A 17,768-nucleotide genomic window follows, 5' to 3' on the forward strand; every position below is an offset into this window, starting at 1 on the left:
ATGACATTAAAATCGAAATATACAGAACATAAATACGAAGTAGGAACCGATGAAGCAGGAAGAGGATGTTTATCTGGACCTGTTGTTGCAGCAGCTGTAATTTTACCAGATAATTTTTCGCATGAATTATTAAATGATTCGAAAAAATTAACAGAAAAACAAAGAGCAAAACTTCGTCCAATTATTGAAAAAGAAGCTTTGGCTTATGGTGTTTCCTTTATAGAACCAAAAGAAATTGATAAAATAAATATTTTACAAGCTTCTATTACTGGAATGCATCGAGCGATTGAAAAAATGGAAATTGAACCAAATTTTATCATTGTAGATGGAAATAAATTTAGAAAGTATAAAGAAATTCCACATGAAACAATCGTAAAAGGAGATGCAAAATATAAAAGTATTGCAGCAGCTTCTGTTTTAGCAAAAACGTATCGTGACGAATATATGGAAAAAATTCATGAAGAATTCCCTTCTTATAATTGGAAAAAAAATAAAGGATATCCAACAAAAGAACATCGTCAAGCAATTGAAGAAAATGGCTCTTGTAAATATCACAGAATGTCTTTTAAACTTTTACCAGAGCAATTAAAATTAGAACTATAATATATTGAAATTCCCTTTAAAATAAGGGAATTTTTGCTTTATATTAATTTTCAATTTCCTCAGATATTACTTTTGGTGTATCTTTATAATAACCTGTTCGTTTCCATATTCTTTCTCCTTCTTTATATAGCCTATATTCTGGAAAATAATTTGCATCTGTAATTTTAAATAAATTACATTCATCGGTATTTATAAAAGTATATTTCTCAACGAATTCGCCATGACCTTTTAATATATCTTCTTCACTTCCAAACTCATAAATAATTATTTGTAGATTATCTTCATTAATTTCATCAAGTTGCTTTAATGCTAAATTACAATAACCACATCCATAACCAGAGATTAAAATTAATGTATATTCTTTTTGACTATTGAATTTATCATTTTCACTTATATATGAACATGAGTTTAAAACATTAATATTTTTATGTGAACATGATATAAAAATCAAAAAAATTAATAATAATAAAATTGTTTTTTTCATAGATTATTTATACTTAAAAAGGATTATCAAAATTGATAATCCTTTTTGTTTATTTTAATTTGCTAAAGTTCCTCTTAATACACAAACCCAACGTCTATTTTGTCTACAACCATTGTGACCTTTTGGCTTATATCCTTGAAATATTTGAGCTGCAATAGGATCTGTTCCTCCAAAAATTAAATTTCTTCGTAAACTAAATCCATATTCTGCCCAAAATTCATCACTTTGTTTGTCATCCAAGTACTTTTCTACACCATCATAAATTGCACCTATTAATTTCCCTTCTTCATTATAAACGATACTATTTTTAAATTCATAATAAACATCTTCAGGAATATTATATTTTTTGATAGGATTTACAATTTCAATTTTAGGATTATTATTATTCACTTTTTCATTTGCAAATGAAAATAAAGAAAACATAACACATAATGATGTTAATACTACATTTTTCATAATTTTTAAATAAAAGAATATTTGAATTAATTAGCGCTTTTTTATTCAATACTCTTTTTCATTAGACAATATTTTAGGTTAAAATTTCATAGCTATATTATTAAACCCATACAATTATATGTATTTTTTTTATATTTCATATTTTTTTACAAAAAAATCATATTCATTAAAATAATACTTATAAATAATTATCAAAACCAAAATCCAACATTAAAATACCAAGTATTTTGTTTTGATTGAGGAGACCAAGCATAATGAACTTGAATTGGTCCTAAAAATGTTTCCATTCCATAACCTAAAGCATATCCCAAATGCAAATCTTTAAAAGCTTGTGAATCCGTAATTAAATCATTATCGGTTTTGGCAACATTCATATAAGAAGAAATAAAATTATTCTTAAATAATTCATATCGAATTTCTAATTCTCCTTTATAGTAATTATTATCATTAAATTCACCGATATCAAAACCATAAAGTGGAATGAAATTATCTAAGTAATTTTTTCCATAACCTCCAAGTTGAAAATCTAATTCTTTAATTTCACTAAAACCAATTTTAAATCCGACATCAATTGTAGTTTTAAAAGTTAGTTTATCAAAAAAAGTAAAAGCATTTCCAATTGTTCCTCTTAGTTGTGAAAAACTATTAAAATTTTCCTCAAAATCAGAAGAAAGAATATACCATCGAAAATCAACATTTGTAAAAAATCCAGATTTAGGAAAATTTCTATGATCATAAGTATCAATTCTTAGGTAAGAAATAAAATTTAAATAATCAGAATTATCATAAAAGCTCTTTTTACTTTCTCCTTGAAGATTTACAACTTCTGAGAAAATAGAATTATTTTGATGTTCCAAACCAATTCCAATTCCAGCAATTTTATCAAAACTTCTTTGTAAAAATAACTGTGTTTGTAATCGTTGATAATTTACTTCAGATTTGTTTTCAATATTTTCAGAATAAGGCAAATTTGCTTTAAATCCTTTGAAAAAAGAGTTTATTCCATAACTCCAGTTATATCCATTATCAATAAAATAATACAAATTATATCTTAAATAATCTCCAACAATAAAATCAGCAGATAAAACATCATTATCAATCAAAAGGTGTTTGGAGGTGATATTTACCAAAATTCCTGTCTTGTATAAATTATCATAATGTCCAGCTAATTGTAAATACGTTGCAACAGGACTTTCTTTCAAATTAAAATTGATTGTAATTTCCCCTTCTTTATCTAAAATTTCATATTGAATTGATTCAAAGTTTTTAGTTGCTGTCAAATTATTAATTCCTTCAATCAAATGATCCATTGTAATAATTTGATGTTCTTTTATTTTTAATTTACCTAAAATATAATCTCTTGTATAGTGTGGTGTAAAATTGATATTTATCTCTTTCACCAAAAATTGTTCAGGATGGTAAATATCTATTTTTTTACGTTTTGTTTTCAGTTGTTCGTCTGCGATTTTCTCTAATTCAGGAATGTATTTTTTGGTTGTTTTTTCACCTTCTGCAATAATTTCAGAAAGTTTATCAAAAGAAACTACAGAATAATCAGCAATATCAGGATGAATATATAAATCTACATCATCTACTTTTTTCTGATCTTCGGCATAAATCTGAAAACTGACGATTTGATTTAAAATTTTAACGGCCGAATCTAGTTCATCTTTTTTTGCTAATTCATTTTGCACATCAATTCCAATAATGATATCTGCGCCCATTTCACGAACACGATCTACTGGAAAATTATTTACAACACCTCCATCAATTAAAAGTTTCCCATTCAATTCAATCGGTTCTAAAAGTGTCGGAAAAGAACTACTTGCTCGAACAGCTTCGGGTAAAAATCCTTTTCTTAAAACCACTTCTTCTCCAGTTTCTAAATTAGTCGCTATACAAACAAATGGGATTGGAAGTTTGGAAAAATCTCGAATTGTATCCACATGTTGTGTTAATCTTGTAAGTAAATTTAATACATTTTGTCCTTTTGAAATTGCTTTTGGTAAGCCAATTTTTCCTTTAGTAATTGGAAATGTAAACGCATATTTCTCAGAATTTTCTTTATCGAATAAAGAATAAGCTTTTCTTGGAAGTTTGTCTTGAAGAATTTTGTCGAAATCAAGTGTGCGAATCAAAGAATCAATTTCTTTTGCAGAATATCCAGAAGCGTATAAAGAACCTACAATTGCTCCCATACTTGTTCCACCGATATAATCAATCTCTACACCAGCTTCCTCAATCACTTTTAACGCTCCTACATGTGCAAAACCTTTTGCTCCTCCTCCACTTAAAACTAAACCTATTTTTGGTTTTTTCTTTTTTAATGAATCTACTTTTTGCTGAGAAAAAGAAATTGCTGTTATGAAGAATAACAATACAATTAATAATTTGTTCATTTTAATATAAAAAATCACGTTCAATTTATCACTCAAAAAAACTTAATAAACATCTATTACTTTAATTCTTATGAAAATCAAACGTGAAACTCTCAATTTAAAATCAACTCCTTGATTTCACTTTTTAATTAATCATAAAAATTAAATTAATCCATATAGATTTGAACCAAATGCATTTTAGTATCTAATGTTGGATACAAAACACTTGCATTAAATGAGCCAAATAAATAAATTTTATCACTCACTTTTAAACTTCTTGGTTTATCCATAAAACTTGTTGGATTTGTAGTTGCATCTCCAATGATTGGCAAACTCAAAGTATCTTCCCAATTTACACCATCAATACTAGTGTAAACGTTCTGTACTTTTTTACCATCTTCATTTTCATTGTAAATAACAGTACAAATCTTATTATCATAAACAAATGATCGATTATTTGCGAAGATACTTTGAATGTTATCTTTCCAAGGAACATCCTCAGTAATCACTTCCCAATCAATCAAATTTGAACTTTTTAAAACTCTTGTCAAAGAAATAAATGAAGAAGCCACATTTCCAGAAATCAAATAATATGCATTATTAAATTCTAAAATATCATGGCGATAAATTCCTTGTCTAGAATTTGTATTCCCTAATAAATCATCCGAAATTTCTCCAACTTTATTCCATTGAATTCCATTTTCTGATTCCCAGATATCTTGATATAAATGCCAATTTGTTGTAGAATGTCCTCCAATTAAATACATCTTATTATCATGAATTTTCACTGTTGGAGAAAGACGTTCTTGCCAAGGTCCACTTTCTGTTACTTGTTCCCATGTAATCCCATCAGAACTATTCCAAACATCATTTAACCAATCTTGGAAAACTGGACTTTCACCAGCAATAATCCATAATTTATTATCAAATTCAAATAAATTAAAATAAGAGCGTTTTGACCATTCTGCATTTTCTTTTACTTTATTCCAAGTAATTCCATCAGAACTATTCCAAATATCATTATATTTTTCATTTCCATCTCGTGGACTTGAAGTTTTCGGTTCTTCACCTCCCATAAACCAATATTTCCCTTGAAATGAAATCATTTCATGACCTTTTCTTGGTGGAAGATTTGTATTTAAACTTGTATCAAAAACAAAAACTTTATTTTCTTGATTTTCATCTGTATTATTTTGATTGTCTTCGCTGATTTGATTTTCAGTTGTCTTGACATGAATAGAATCATCCTCTTTTGAGCAAGAAAACATGGTTAAAATAATTGAAATATATAAACCAAAACTTCGTAAATCCTTCATCTGCTATTCAATTTAAATGTTACATGCATATAACATCTTTATATATTTTTCCCCTACTTTTTTTTATGAAAAATGGTTTCAATTTCTCTTTTATTAAAATAATCATTATTCATGAGAATTTAGGAAACAGATATTGATAAAAACATCTTAAAAATTTAAAATATCTTCATCTTTCTCTTTTTTAAAAAGGGAATTTTATCAAATAACAGCGAAACAAAAATACTTAAAAATAAATCTTCTAACTAGGAAACTTTGAATAATTTTAAAGTTTCCTTTTATTTTCAAAATAATTAAAAACCTTCGTAGCTCTTGATTTTCCTACAACTTTTTCCAGTTCTTCAAAAGTACTTTTGGAAACTCGTTTGGTAGACTTAAATTTTCTAAGCAAATCTTCTATTGTTTTCTTCCCAATTCCTTCTATTTTTTCTAGCTCAGAATTAATCGCTGCATTACTTCTTTTCTTTCTATGAAAAGTTATTCCGAAACGGTGTGCTTCATTTCGCAATTGTTGAATTATTTTCAGGGTTTCCGATTTTTTATCCAAATACATCGGAATCGAATCTCCTGGATAATAAATTTCTTCTAAACGTTTCGCAATACCAATAATTGCTATTTTTCCTCTTAAACCTAAAACATCCAAACTTTTCAAAGCAGAAGAAAGTTGTCCTTTTCCTCCATCAATAACAATTAACTGTGGTAATTCTAAATTTTCTTCTACCAAACGCTTATATCTGCGAAAAACAACTTCTTCCATCGAAGCAAAATCATCTGGACCTTCTACTGTTTTGATGTTAAAATGACGATATTCTTTTTTACTTGGTTTTCCATTTCTAAAAACAACACAAGCGGCAACAGGATTTGTTCCTTGAATATTTGAATTATCAAAACATTCGATATATGTTGGTTCCACTGTCAATCGTAAATCTTGTTTCATTTGCGACATGATTCGCTTAACATGTCTATCTGGATCGACAATTTTTATTTGTTTTAATTGTTCTTGTCTATGATATTTTGCATTTCGTTCAGACAATTCTACAATTTTCTTTTTATCACCAAGTTTCGGAACTGTTATTTTTACATTTTCACCTAAATTAACCTTAAATGGAACAAAAATTTCTTTGGATTGAGAATGAAATCTTTGGCGAATTTCCACCATTACTAATTCCAAAATTTCTTGATCTGTTTCTTCTAATTTCTTTTTTACTTCCGTAGTATGCGATTGAATAATCGCTCCATTAGCAATTTTTAAATAATTCACATAAGCAAAACTTTCATCCGAAATAATAGAAAACACATCTACATTTGTAATTGAAGTATTTACAACTGTAGATTTCGATTGATAATTCTGTAATAACTCAAGTTTTTCTTTAATTTCTTGTGCTTTTTCAAACTCTAAATTTTCTGCAAATTCCATCATTTTTTTAGTAAATGCATCCACAGATTGTTTGAAATTTCCCTTTAAAATATTTCGAATTGCTTTTATAGATTCATTGTAATCTTCTTCTAATTGAAGATTTTCACACGGTCCTTTACAATTTCCTAAATGATAATCAAGACAAACTTTATATTTTCCAGCATTGACATTTTTTAGACTTAAATCGTAATTACAACTTCGAAGTGGAAACAAATCTTTAATCAATTCCAACAAAACATGAATCGTTCTTCCATTTGGATAAGGACCAAAATATTCGGAACCATCTTTCACCACTCTTCTTGTAGAAAAAACTCTCGGAAAACGTTCTTTTTTAATACAAATCCAAGGATATGTTTTATCATCTTTTAAAAGAATATTATACTTAGGTTTATACTTCTTAATCAAGTTATTTTCAAGCAATAAAGCATCTGTTTCGGTATCAACAACAATATGTTTAATGTTGGCAATTTTAGAAACTAAAATTCTTGTTTTTCCATTTTCATGATTTTTATTGAAATATGAAGCAACTCTCTTTCGAAGATTTTTTGCTTTCCCTATGTATATAATGTTTTCATCTTTATCAAAATATTGATAAACTCCTGGCGATTGTGGTAATGTTTTTACTTGTAATTGAATTGTTTCTAACATGAAACGAAATTAATTAATTATCTCCAAATAATGACAATTAGCAGACAATCTTCTTTTTTGTTGAAGTATCTTTGCAATGAATTTTTAAGCTAGAATAAAATGAAATATTGGATAAAGCAATCACATCAAGAACTTAACAAAAGAATCGATCAAGCATTAAAAGATACGATTGATTATGAAAACAGTAAATATTTAGGTTATCCTGTTTCTAAGTTAGATGAAAATGTATTTTACAGCAACGCACCATTTTTAAAAGATGCTCCATTACTTCGTACGTTTATCGCCAATCCAAATAATATTGGTTGTCATACAACAGGAAAATCGGAAAGTGCTTTTAAAGGTTCACAAGAATTAGAACGTGAAGTTGTTAGAGTTTTAGCAGTTGACATTTTTAAGAGTAAAGAAGAAGAATATGATGGATATATTGCAACTGGTGGAACAGAAGCAAATATTCAAGCTCTTTGGGTTTATAGAAATTACTTTATGAAACATCATAATGCAAAACATGATGAAATGGTAATTCTTTCTTCTGTAGATACACATTATTCAGTACCAAAAGGTTCGAATTTATTAAATGTTGATGCTATTAGTATTCCAGTAAATTTTGATACTAGACAAATTGAAGAAGATGTTTTAGATGAAATTGTTGCAGAACAAGTTGCGAAAGGAAAAAAATATTTCTTGATTGTTGCAAACATGGCAACAACAATGTTTGGTTCTGTTGATAATCCAGATTTATATGCCAAAGTTTTAGAAAATCATGGTGTTTTATATAAAATTCATGTAGATGGAGCTTTTGGAGGATTTATCTACCCAATTAGCAATCGTCAATCAACAATTAACTTTGAAAATCCGAATATTACTTCTATTACAATTGATGCGCATAAAATGCTACAAGCTCCATATGGAACAGGTGTGTTTTTATGTAGAAAAGGATTAATTGAAAACGTATTGACAAAAGAAGCACAATATGTAGACGGAATGGATTTAACGCTTTCAGGTTCTCGTTCTGGAGCAAATGCAATTGCAGTTTGGTTAATCTTATTTAGCTATGGATATTATGGATGGTTTGAAAAAATCAATACTTTATTACTAAGAACAAACTGGTTCTGTGAGCAATTAGATAAATTAAATGTTTCTTATTATAGAGATCCATATATGAATATCGTAACACTTCGTTCTAATCATGTTCCTGCGGATATTGCACACAAGCACGGATTAGTTCCTGAATCTCATGACGGGAATAATGATTGGTATAAAGTAATTGTAATGGATCACGTAGAAATCGACGATTTAAAAAGATTTATCGATGAACTTACAACTGTAGTTGCAGCACAAGAAGTTTAAAAAAATATTATTTCATTTTAGTTCCCTTCTTTCAAGAAAAATTAGAAGTTTACAAATATTTATTCAACATTCTTCTGAATTAATTAAAATGTAATAAATCTTAAAATATTTTATACAAAAATCCCTATCTGAAAATGATAGGGATTTTTTTAATTTAAAAATTCCATATCAAACCTTCCTTCACGGATTTCTACAACTTCTGTACTACCTTCTAATTTAGCATCAAACCAAAAAGTACCACTTACAGTATAATTTGAATAATCTATATGATTTATAATTAACTCTCCCGTAAATTCATTTGTAGTATCATAACTGTTATAATAATTATTTTCAGGAGTTGAATCAGAATAAGAATATTCACCCCAACCAGAATTTATATCAGGACTAATTGCATTTAATTCATATTTTCTTCCAACCTCCAACCCTTTTACTTCAGTGCTAAATTGTATAAAAACAGACCGTAATATAGGTGCTTCTTTAATTGCCATCTGTATTTGAAAGTATTTAAAGCTAGTATAATTCGCTATTTTATTTCCCTGAATTATATGTCCTTTTGGTAAAAAAACTTCTCCATTTACTAAACAACCTATAGTATTTTTCCCTTCATGGGTAAGTTCTGGAAGTGCATCTACTGGATTTTGTATGGTATTGTTTGTTTGATCATCATCATCTTTACAACATGAAAGAAGCAACAAAATACAAGCTATTCTTAATAATTTCATAGTAATTTGGTTTTAATTTTTTACTCTTTTTTATATTTTTTGGTTTCCTCTCAAGAAAGATTAGAGATATGTAAATATTTACTCAACATTCTTCTAGATGAATTAAATTGTAAATACTTTAAAATATTTTATACAAAACCTCTATCTGAAAATGATAAAGATTTATTTAGAAATACTTTTCTGAAAAAGAAAACTCATAACAAAAGGTCTAATCTAATCTTTTCTTTCATTTCAAAAAAATCAGAAAAGGAGTATTTTCTATAGAAACTTTATAAAACAAAAAAACTCCCTTATTTTCATAAGGGAGTTTTTTTATAATGTTTTTCTTACAAATTCTTAAGCTTCAAATGGAATTACAGAAACGTAAGATTTGTTGTCTTTTCTCTTTTGGAATTTAACAACACCATCAACTTTAGCATGTAAAGTGTGATCTTTCCCCATATAAACATTGTTTCCTGGGTTGTGTTTAGTTCCTCTTTGACGTACGATGATGTTTCCTGCGATTGCAGCTTGACCACCAAAAATCTTTACTCCAAGACGTTTCGATTCTGATTCTCTACCGTTCTTAGAACTACCGACACCTTTCTTATGAGCCATGTTTTAAATTTTTTTCTAGTTAGACTTTAATTTTACAATCGTTTATTAGATACCTTCAATTCCGTTAATTTGGATTTGCGTAAATAATTGTCTGTGACCATTCTTTACTTTGTATCCTTTTCTACGTTTCTTCTTGAAAACGATTACTTTATCACCTTTTAAGTGATCTAAAACAGTAGCTGTTACTTTAGCTCCGTCTATAGCTGGGGCGCCAATAGTAACTTGTCCATTATTATCTACAAGGTATACTTTATCGAAAGCTACATTAGCTCCAACTTCATCTTGTAAACGGTGAACAAATATCTTTTGGTCTTTAGATACTTTAAACTGTTGCCCTGCTATCTCTACAATTGCGTACATAGTTTATAAAATTTACTAACTTTTATTAAATGAGTGCAAATGTAAGTGTTTTTCTCTAAACTACAAAACAGATTTTCCGTAAACTCTTTAGTTAGTTCACTGAAAAACAACATTTAACATTTCACTTATGATTTCTTTTAAAATTTTTCTAGTAATAATCTATAAAAAAAGAATTTTCTCCCTTTTATTTATTCATTTTCAAATACTTATTTTATTTATTTTTTTAATTGAATAATTTAAATTTAAAAAAACTATCTTCTACAAATATTCTAGAAGAAAAAAATAATTCTAGTTCAAATAGTAAGATAAGGCAAGCAAAAAACATCTCTTTTTTTTGTTTTATGGATTAATTAACGAAAATAAAACTGTCTAAAGTGTAACAATTTTGTAAAATAGAAGTCTGATGAAGAAATCAAATCTTGTTTGTATAAACAAGATTTGAAAATAAATGAACATTATCACCAATAATTATCAAATTTACTGTTAATTAAATAGTATAAACGTGATGTTTAACAGAATTAAATAAGTAATTTTGAAGACTGTTTTATCTAATCATTAATTATGAAAAAAAGTTTTATAGGTCTTGCCGTCGCAACCTTAATAGCGAATGTAACTATGGCACAAAAAGTAGATTTTGAGGAATACGACTTAGACAATGGATTGCATGTTGTATTACATAAAGACAATTCAGCTCCTGTTGTTACAACTTCAGTAATGTATCACGTTGGAGCAAAAGACGAAGATCCAGAAAGAACTGGATTTGCGCATTTTTTTGAACACCTTTTATTTGAAGGAACAAAAAATATCGAAAGAGGAAAATGGTTTGAAATGGTAACTTCAAACGGAGGTCAAAATAATGCAAACACTACAGATGATAGAACGTATTATTATGAAGTTTTCCCTTCAAATAATTTAGCTTTAGGATTATGGATGGAATCAGAAAGAATGTTACATCCAGTAATTAACCAAGTTGGTGTAGATACACAAAACGAGGTTGTAAAAGAAGAAAAAAGATTAAGAGTTGATAATGCTCCTTATGGAAATTTCTTAGCAGAAGTTAAGAAAAACTTATTCAAAAAACATCCATATCGTTGGGCAACTATCGGATCAATGGATCACTTAGATGCTGCAACTTTAGATGAGTTTTTAGCTTTTAATGACAAATTCTATGTTCCAAATAATGCTGTTTTAGTTGTAGCTGGAGATATTGATATCGCAGAAACTAAAAAATTAATTGAGTTTTATTTTGGACCAATTCCAAAAGGAAAAGAGGTTACTAGAGAAGTGATTAAAGAAGATCCAATCACAGAAGAGATTTTCGCTACATATCATGATCCAAATATCCAAATCCCAGCTTTAGTAGAAGCGTATAGAACTCCTTCTATGAAAGAGAAAGATGCATATGTTTTAGATATGATTTCTACTATTTTATCTGATGGAAAAAGTTCTCGTTTATACAAGAAAATTGTTGATGAACAAAAGAAAGCTTTACAAATTGGAGCATTCAGTTTTAGTCAAGAAGATTATGGAGCTTACATCATTTATGGTTTACCTTTAGGAGATGTGACTTTAGATGACTTAAAGAAAGAAATCGATAAAGAAATCGTAGATTTGCAAACAAATTTAATTTCTGAGAGAGAATTTGCAAAATTAAAGAACAAAATTGAAAATCGTTTCGTAAATTCAAATTCAAGTATTGAAGGAATTGCTAATTCTTTAGCTAGATATTACATGTTATATGGAAATATCAACTTAATCAACAATGAAGTTGATATTTACAACTCTATAACAAGAGAAGAAATCCGTGAGGTTGCAAAAAAATATTTAAACCCTAACCAACGTCTAACTTTGGAATATCTTCCAACTGAAAAAAAGTAAAACTGCTAAAGTATTAGAATGATGAAAACAAGATTATTATCTATAATAACACTATTTTTAGTAACGATAAATATGACCGCACAGGACAGAAATATCCAACCGAAACCTGGTCCTGCTCCAACAATTAAACTTGAAGAACCAAAAGAATTCAAACTTAAAAATGGTTTAAAAGTATTAGTTGTAGAAAATCATAAATTACCAAGAGTTTCTGTATCACTTTCTATTGATAACGGACCTCTTTTTGAAGGAGATAAAGCAGGAGAAAGTTCATTACTTTCTAGCTTATTAGGTTCAGGAAGTGAGAACACTTCTAAAGATAAATTCAACGAGGAAGTTGACTATTTAGGAGCTAGAGTAAACTTTTCTAGTACTGGAGCTTCTATGAGTAGTTTATCTAAATATTTTCCAGAAGTATTAGCTTTAATGGCTGATCAAGCTTTATACCCAAAATTCTCTCAAGAGGAATTTGACAAGCAAAAAGAACAATTAATCGAAGGATTAAAATCAGATGCAAAAAGTGCTTCTGCTATCGCTGGAAAAGTAAGAAGAGCGATTTCTTACGGAAAAAACCATGCATATGGTGAATTCACAACTGAAGAAACTTTAAACAATGTTACTTTAGCTGATGTTGAAAAATTATATACTACTTATTACAAACCAAACAATGCATATATTGTTGTAATTGGAGATGTAAAGTATAAAGATGTAAAAAAATTAATCAAGAAAAATTTCAAATCTTGGAAAAAAGGAGAAGTTCCAACAACTACACTTCCTAAAGTTCCTTCTGTTGCTAAAACAGAGATTGATTTTATCAACTTACCAAATGCTTCTCAATCAGAAGTTAGTGTAATTAACACAGTAAACTTAAAAGTTTCTGATCCTGATTATTTTGCTGTTCTTTTAGCAAATAAAATCTTAGGTGGTGGTGGAGAAGCTCGTCTTTTCTTAAACTTACGTGAAGCTCATGGATTTACTTATGGAGCGTATTCTAGAATTGGATCTGATAGAGATGCTGAATCTTTATTTAGTGCTTCTGCAAGTGTACGTAATTCTGTAACGGATAGTGCTGTTGTAGAATTCATGAAGGAAATCAAAAAAATCAGAACTGAAAAAGTTTCTGCTAAAGAATTAAAAAATGCAAAAGCTGCTTACACTGGAAACTTTGTTTTAGCTTTAGAAAGACCTTCGACAGTTGCTAGATATGCTTTAAATATCATCACAAATGATTTACCAGAAGATTTTTATGAAACTTACTTACAAAAAATCAATGCGGTAACAGTAGAAGATATTCAAAAAGCTGCTCAAAAATACTTTAACTATGATAACACAAGAATCGTAATTGTAGGAAAAGCTCTTGATGTTTTAGCTGGATTAGAAAAACTTCCTTATCCAATCAAATATTATGACACTTATGCAAATCCATCAGAAAAGCCAGAATTGACAATGCCAATTCCTGCTGGGGTTACTGCTGAATCTGTTTTAGATAATTATATCAATGCAATTGGAGGTAAAGAAAAATTAACTGCTGTTAAAACTTTATCTCAAACAGGTGTGATGAAAATGGACGGAATGCCATATGATATCAATGTTGTAAAGAAAAATGCTTATCCTAATAAAGAATACATGGAAATGTCAATCGCTGGAATGGGAACAGTTATGAAATCTGCTTTCAACGGTGAAAAAGGATATGCTGAGCAACAAGGAATGAGAAGAGATATGACTGCTGACCAAGTTGAAAAAGCGAAAAAAGAACACAAAATTTTCCCAACAATGTATTTAATTGAGAAAGGAAATAAAATCGCTTTAGAAAGCATTATTCCATTAAACGGAAGTAAAGCTTACAAAATGGTTGTAACAGATTCTGAAGGAAAAACTTCTGATATGTTCTTTGATGTAACTTCTGGTTTATTAGTTCAAACTACAGCAACAGAAGAAGCAATGGGACAAAAAGTGACTTCAACTGTAACTTTCAGTGATTATGTAGAAGTAAACGGTGTAAAAGTTCCTAGTAAATTAAGAATTGAAGCTGGACCACAAAAGATGAACTTTGAGTTCTCTGAAACAAAAGTAAATGAAGAATTAACGGATAAAGATTTCGAATAATCTTTTCATTAATTTATTAAATATAAAAAGCTGAAGTATTAATTTACTTCAGCTTTGTTTTTATTTACCATATACACTCCTCCTAAAACAATTCCAGAAGAAAGTACTTGAAGCATTGATATTTTTTCTCCATCAAAAATTCCCCATAAAACTGCTACAATCGGAATTAAATAAGTAACCGAAGTAGAGAAAATTGGTGTGGAAATTTGGATTAATTTATTAAAGAAAATCTTTGCTAAAGCTGTTCCCACCAAAGATAAAACAGCAATATAAACTATCGAAACTTGAACTTCTGTATTAAATTCTGCTATAGAAAAGAAATCAGAATAAAATAACATTCCTAAAGCCGGAAATAAAAGAACTGTAAAAATTCCAACTGTAATTGCAAAAGCATCTAAATCGGCTAATTTTCTTTTTAAAATATTTACATTTAAAGCATAACCAAGTGAAGCCAAAAGAATAAAGCTTACGGACAAAATATCTTGTTTTGGATTTAAATTTGCTCCTTCTGAAATTAAAATTGCTGTTCCAATAAATCCTAAAATTACTCCTAAAACTTGTTTTTTATTAAATACGAATTTGAAAAATAAAATTCCGATGATTAATGTGTAAAGTGGAACCAAAGAATTTAAAATAGAAGCCAAACCTCCATCTAATTTTTCTAAAGAATGTGCAAAAAGAAACACAGGAAAAAATGTTCCTAAAAAAGCAGCTTGACTCACATAAATCCATTGTTTTTTAGTAATTCTTGGAATATTTTTATAACCAAAAGCAATCATCACAACAGAAGAGAACAAAATTCGTAATGCTCCCATTTGCATCGGCGTACATCCTAGCAACCCTTTTTTCATCAAAATAAATGAACTTCCCCAGATTAAAGCTAAAACTATTAAATAAAACCAACGTTGTTTTCTTTCTTTCATAAATTGAAATTAAAGTGCAAAAATCGTTTTTTTATTCGGTTTTAAAAAATTAGTGTTTAACTTTGCATCAAATACATATATTATGAAATTAGTAAAAATTCTAACAGTTTTAATATCAATAGTTTTCTTCCAAGTTTCTTGTTCTTCAAACACTACTGAAACAAAGGAAAATTCTACGGAAAAAGTCAAAAAAGAAGTAGCAAAAAGTACAACTCCTGACATTAAAAATATTGAAGTTTCAATTGAAGGAATGACTTGCCAAATTGGTTGTGCTAAAATTATCCAATCAAAACTTTCAAAAATGAATGGTGTGGAAGTTGCAAAAGTAAAATTTGATGATAAAAAAGGACAAATTTCTTATGATGCTTCACAAATTTCTGAGAAAGAAATTACAGAAAAAATCAATAGTATTGCTGGAGGTACAACCTATAAAGTTACTGGTGTAAATAACATCGAAAAAGTTACTTACTAAGCTTTAATTATTAGGATTTTAGCACATAAATAATTAATTTAATACAGATTTAAATTGATTTATTTATGAAAACTTCTAAAATACTTTTCGGAATATTTTTGCTCAGTTTTGCAATTTATTCTTATACAAAAATTAATAAAGAGAGTTATTTGAGTTCTGTAAAAAAAACAGACTTAAATAACTCTTTTTCGTCTGATCGAAAAGCAACGATAAACTCAAATGATAAAAATGACTTCAGAGCTATTGAAGTTTTGATTTATGAATTAGAAAAACCCGAACATATTAAAGAATTTTTAAAAGTTGATAGTATTGTTTGGACACCTTATTTAGAAAAAAATAAAGCATTTTTCTCAAAAAGAATTGTAAAACCAATCGATAGTGATAAACAAATTGCTTTTTTATTAGAATGGAATTCTTATAAAGTTTGGAAAGAAATTTCAGAAGAACAAATTGAAGAAAATGAAGAAGTTTTTCGCCAACATTTCAAACATCCTTATAAAATTAAATGGATTAAAGAATTAGAGATTCTTGAATTTAATAATTATTAATTTTCACTTCTCAATTGAAGCTAATTTTTTATAATATAAACTAAAAAAGTCTTAATTTTTCTTAACATATAACATTTTATATAATTATTTCTTAAAATTTCATCATTTATGTAATTAAAAAATACTTAATTTGCAGTATTAATTAACCAAATAAATAACTAATAAATGAAATTATTCAAAGGATTTATCCTAACGTTAGCATTAAGTATTGCTATGATTTCTTGTGATCAGGCCCCAAAAAATGATGTAAAAACTACAAACGAAACAGAGCAGGAAGCTAAAACACCTGAAACTCCTGAGAAAAAAGAAGCTCATGAAGGACATGATCATGATGCAAAAAAAGAGGAAAGTAAATCTTCTTGTTGTACTGCGGAATGTGGAGCAGATTGTTCAAAAAATAAATGTACAAACTGTGCAAACAAAGAAAAATGTCAAGGAAAATGTGGTGAAAAAGCAATGGCTGCAAAGTGTGAAACTAAATGTAGCAAAGAATGTACAAAAGCTGATTGTGAAAAATGTGCTGCTAAAAAAGCAGAGTGCAAAAAGAAATGTGCTGCTAAGAAAGAAATGGCTGCAAAATGTGAAACTAAATGTAGCAAAGAATGTACAAAAGCTGATTGCGAAAAATGTGCTGCTAAAAAAGCAGAATGCAAAAAGAAATGTGCTGCTAAGAAAGAAGCTGAACACAAAGCTTAATCAATATAAAAAAGAAGGGATGAAAATTTTCATCCCTTTTTTATTTTTACTCAAAATTTGGTTTACGTTTCTCTAAGAATGCTGTTGTACCTTCTTTAAAATCATTCGTTCCGAAACAAACTCCGAATTCTTCAATTTCTCTATCAAATCCATTTACACCATCTTCATAGTTTGCATTGATTGATTTAATCGCTGCTCTAATTGCTACAGAAGAATTTCTTGAAATTTTTCCTGCAATTTTTTCTGCTAATGGTAATAATTCTTCTTGTGTAACCACATAATTCACCAATCCAAGATTTAATGCTTCCTCTGCTGTCATCATTCCAGCAGTCATCACTAATTCCATTGCTTTACCTTTTCCAATTAATTGTGCTAAACGTTGTGTTCCACCGTATCCTGGAATTACTCCTAAAGAAGTTTCAGGTAATCCCATTTTTGCATTGTCAGAAGCAATTCTAAAATGTGCAGACATTGCTAATTCTAATCCTCCACCTAATGCAAATCCATTTACAGCTGCAATTACTGGAGTTCCTAAGTTTTGTACAAAATCAAATAAAATTTCTTGTCCATTTCTTGCTAATTCTGTTCCCTCCTCTACTCCAAAATGTGCAAATTCTGAAATATCAGCTCCAGCTACAAATGATTTAGTTCCACTTCCAGAAATGATAATCACTTTTATTCCTTTATCTTCATCTAAACCTTTAAAAGCTTCATGTAATTCGGCAATTGTTGCTTTATTTAAAGCGTTTAATTTTGTCGGTCTATTAATTATAATTGTAGCAATTGATTCTTTTTTCTCTACTAAAATGTTTTCAAAATTCAT

At 28.4% G+C, this 17,768-nt stretch carries 17 protein-coding genes; 7 read left to right on the plus strand and 10 right to left on the minus strand.

Annotated features, from left to right (window positions below; genetic code table 11):
• The gene (locus I1A51_RS02980; RefSeq protein ID WP_196890989.1) at positions 1-603 is read left to right on the plus strand and encodes a ribonuclease HII; all 603 of its coding nucleotides are present in this window, start codon (positions 1-3) and stop codon (positions 601-603) included.
• A gap of 43 nt (positions 604-646) precedes the next feature.
• Here the strand turns inward: I1A51_RS02980 and I1A51_RS02985 are convergent, their stop codons facing one another.
• The 5 genes from I1A51_RS02985 to uvrC form a co-directional block, all read right to left on the minus strand.
• Entirely contained in the window at positions 647-1,087 is a 441-nt protein-coding gene (locus I1A51_RS02985; RefSeq protein WP_196890990.1) for a hypothetical protein, read from the minus strand.
• Between the two features lie 54 nt (positions 1,088-1,141).
• Positions 1,142-1,543: a hypothetical protein gene (locus tag I1A51_RS02990; RefSeq protein ID WP_196890992.1), complete on the minus strand. Its 402-nt coding sequence runs from the start codon at positions 1,541-1,543 to the stop codon at positions 1,142-1,144.
• Between the two features lie 191 nt (positions 1,544-1,734).
• The gene (locus I1A51_RS02995) at positions 1,735-3,942 is read right to left on the minus strand and encodes a patatin-like phospholipase family protein (RefSeq protein ID WP_196890994.1); all 2,208 of its coding nucleotides are present in this window, start codon (positions 3,940-3,942) and stop codon (positions 1,735-1,737) included.
• 146 nt (positions 3,943-4,088) lie between these two features.
• On the minus strand, positions 4,089-5,237 hold the full coding sequence (locus tag I1A51_RS03000) for a Kelch repeat-containing protein (protein WP_196890996.1): 1,149 nt from the start codon (positions 5,235-5,237) through the stop codon (positions 4,089-4,091).
• A gap of 262 nt (positions 5,238-5,499) precedes the next feature.
• Positions 5,500-7,299 (minus strand): excinuclease ABC subunit UvrC, encoded by a 1,800-nt coding sequence (uvrC, locus tag I1A51_RS03005; protein ID WP_196890997.1) that lies wholly within the window; start codon positions 7,297-7,299, stop codon positions 5,500-5,502.
• A 99-nt stretch (positions 7,300-7,398) separates the two neighbouring features.
• Between uvrC and I1A51_RS03010 the strand changes: the two genes are divergently transcribed.
• Positions 7,399-8,646 (plus strand): pyridoxal phosphate-dependent decarboxylase family protein, encoded by a 1,248-nt coding sequence (locus I1A51_RS03010; protein ID WP_196890999.1) that lies wholly within the window; start codon positions 7,399-7,401, stop codon positions 8,644-8,646.
• A 149-nt stretch (positions 8,647-8,795) separates the two neighbouring features.
• Here I1A51_RS03010 and I1A51_RS03015 read toward each other — a convergent pair whose 3' ends face one another.
• From I1A51_RS03015 to rplU, 3 genes are all read right to left on the minus strand, one after another.
• The gene (locus tag I1A51_RS03015) at positions 8,796-9,368 is read right to left on the minus strand and encodes a DUF6252 family protein (protein WP_196891001.1); all 573 of its coding nucleotides are present in this window, start codon (positions 9,366-9,368) and stop codon (positions 8,796-8,798) included.
• A 336-nt stretch (positions 9,369-9,704) separates the two neighbouring features.
• Positions 9,705-9,965: a 50S ribosomal protein L27 gene (rpmA, locus tag I1A51_RS03020; protein WP_196891002.1), complete on the minus strand. Its 261-nt coding sequence runs from the start codon at positions 9,963-9,965 to the stop codon at positions 9,705-9,707.
• A 45-nt stretch (positions 9,966-10,010) separates the two neighbouring features.
• Entirely contained in the window at positions 10,011-10,325 is a 315-nt protein-coding gene (gene rplU / locus I1A51_RS03025) for a 50S ribosomal protein L21 (RefSeq protein WP_196891004.1), read from the minus strand.
• A gap of 561 nt (positions 10,326-10,886) precedes the next feature.
• Here rplU and I1A51_RS03030 point away from each other — a divergent pair.
• Both I1A51_RS03030 and I1A51_RS03035 read left to right on the plus strand, forming a co-directional pair.
• Positions 10,887-12,203, plus strand: a complete 1,317-nt coding sequence (locus tag I1A51_RS03030; RefSeq protein ID WP_196891006.1) for a M16 family metallopeptidase — start codon at positions 10,887-10,889, stop codon at positions 12,201-12,203.
• 21 nt (positions 12,204-12,224) lie between these two features.
• A complete protein-coding gene (locus tag I1A51_RS03035; protein ID WP_196891007.1) occupies positions 12,225-14,306 on the plus strand; it encodes a M16 family metallopeptidase in 2,082 nt (693 codons plus the stop codon).
• A gap of 38 nt (positions 14,307-14,344) precedes the next feature.
• Here I1A51_RS03035 and I1A51_RS03040 read toward each other — a convergent pair whose 3' ends face one another.
• On the minus strand, positions 14,345-15,229 hold the full coding sequence (locus tag I1A51_RS03040) for a DMT family transporter (protein WP_196891009.1): 885 nt from the start codon (positions 15,227-15,229) through the stop codon (positions 14,345-14,347).
• A gap of 82 nt (positions 15,230-15,311) precedes the next feature.
• Here I1A51_RS03040 and I1A51_RS03045 point away from each other — a divergent pair, with 82 nt between their 5' ends.
• From I1A51_RS03045 to I1A51_RS03055, 3 genes are all read left to right on the plus strand, one after another.
• On the plus strand, positions 15,312-15,701 hold the full coding sequence (locus I1A51_RS03045; RefSeq protein WP_196891010.1) for a cation transporter: 390 nt from the start codon (positions 15,312-15,314) through the stop codon (positions 15,699-15,701).
• Positions 15,702-15,766: 65 nt separating this feature from the next.
• Entirely contained in the window at positions 15,767-16,249 is a 483-nt protein-coding gene (locus I1A51_RS03050) for a TIGR03792 family protein (protein WP_196891012.1), read from the plus strand.
• Between the two features lie 165 nt (positions 16,250-16,414).
• Entirely contained in the window at positions 16,415-16,945 is a 531-nt protein-coding gene (locus tag I1A51_RS03055) for a hypothetical protein (RefSeq protein ID WP_196891013.1), read from the plus strand.
• Positions 16,946-16,991: 46 nt separating this feature from the next.
• Here I1A51_RS03055 and I1A51_RS03060 read toward each other — a convergent pair whose 3' ends face one another.
• The gene (locus I1A51_RS03060; protein WP_196891015.1) at positions 16,992-17,768 is read right to left on the minus strand and encodes an enoyl-CoA hydratase/isomerase family protein; all 777 of its coding nucleotides are present in this window, start codon (positions 17,766-17,768) and stop codon (positions 16,992-16,994) included.

Origin of the sequence: Aureivirga marina (genome assembly GCF_015767265.1) — a bacterium.
GTDB classification, from domain to species: domain Bacteria; phylum Bacteroidota; class Bacteroidia; order Flavobacteriales; family Flavobacteriaceae; genus Aureivirga; species Aureivirga marina.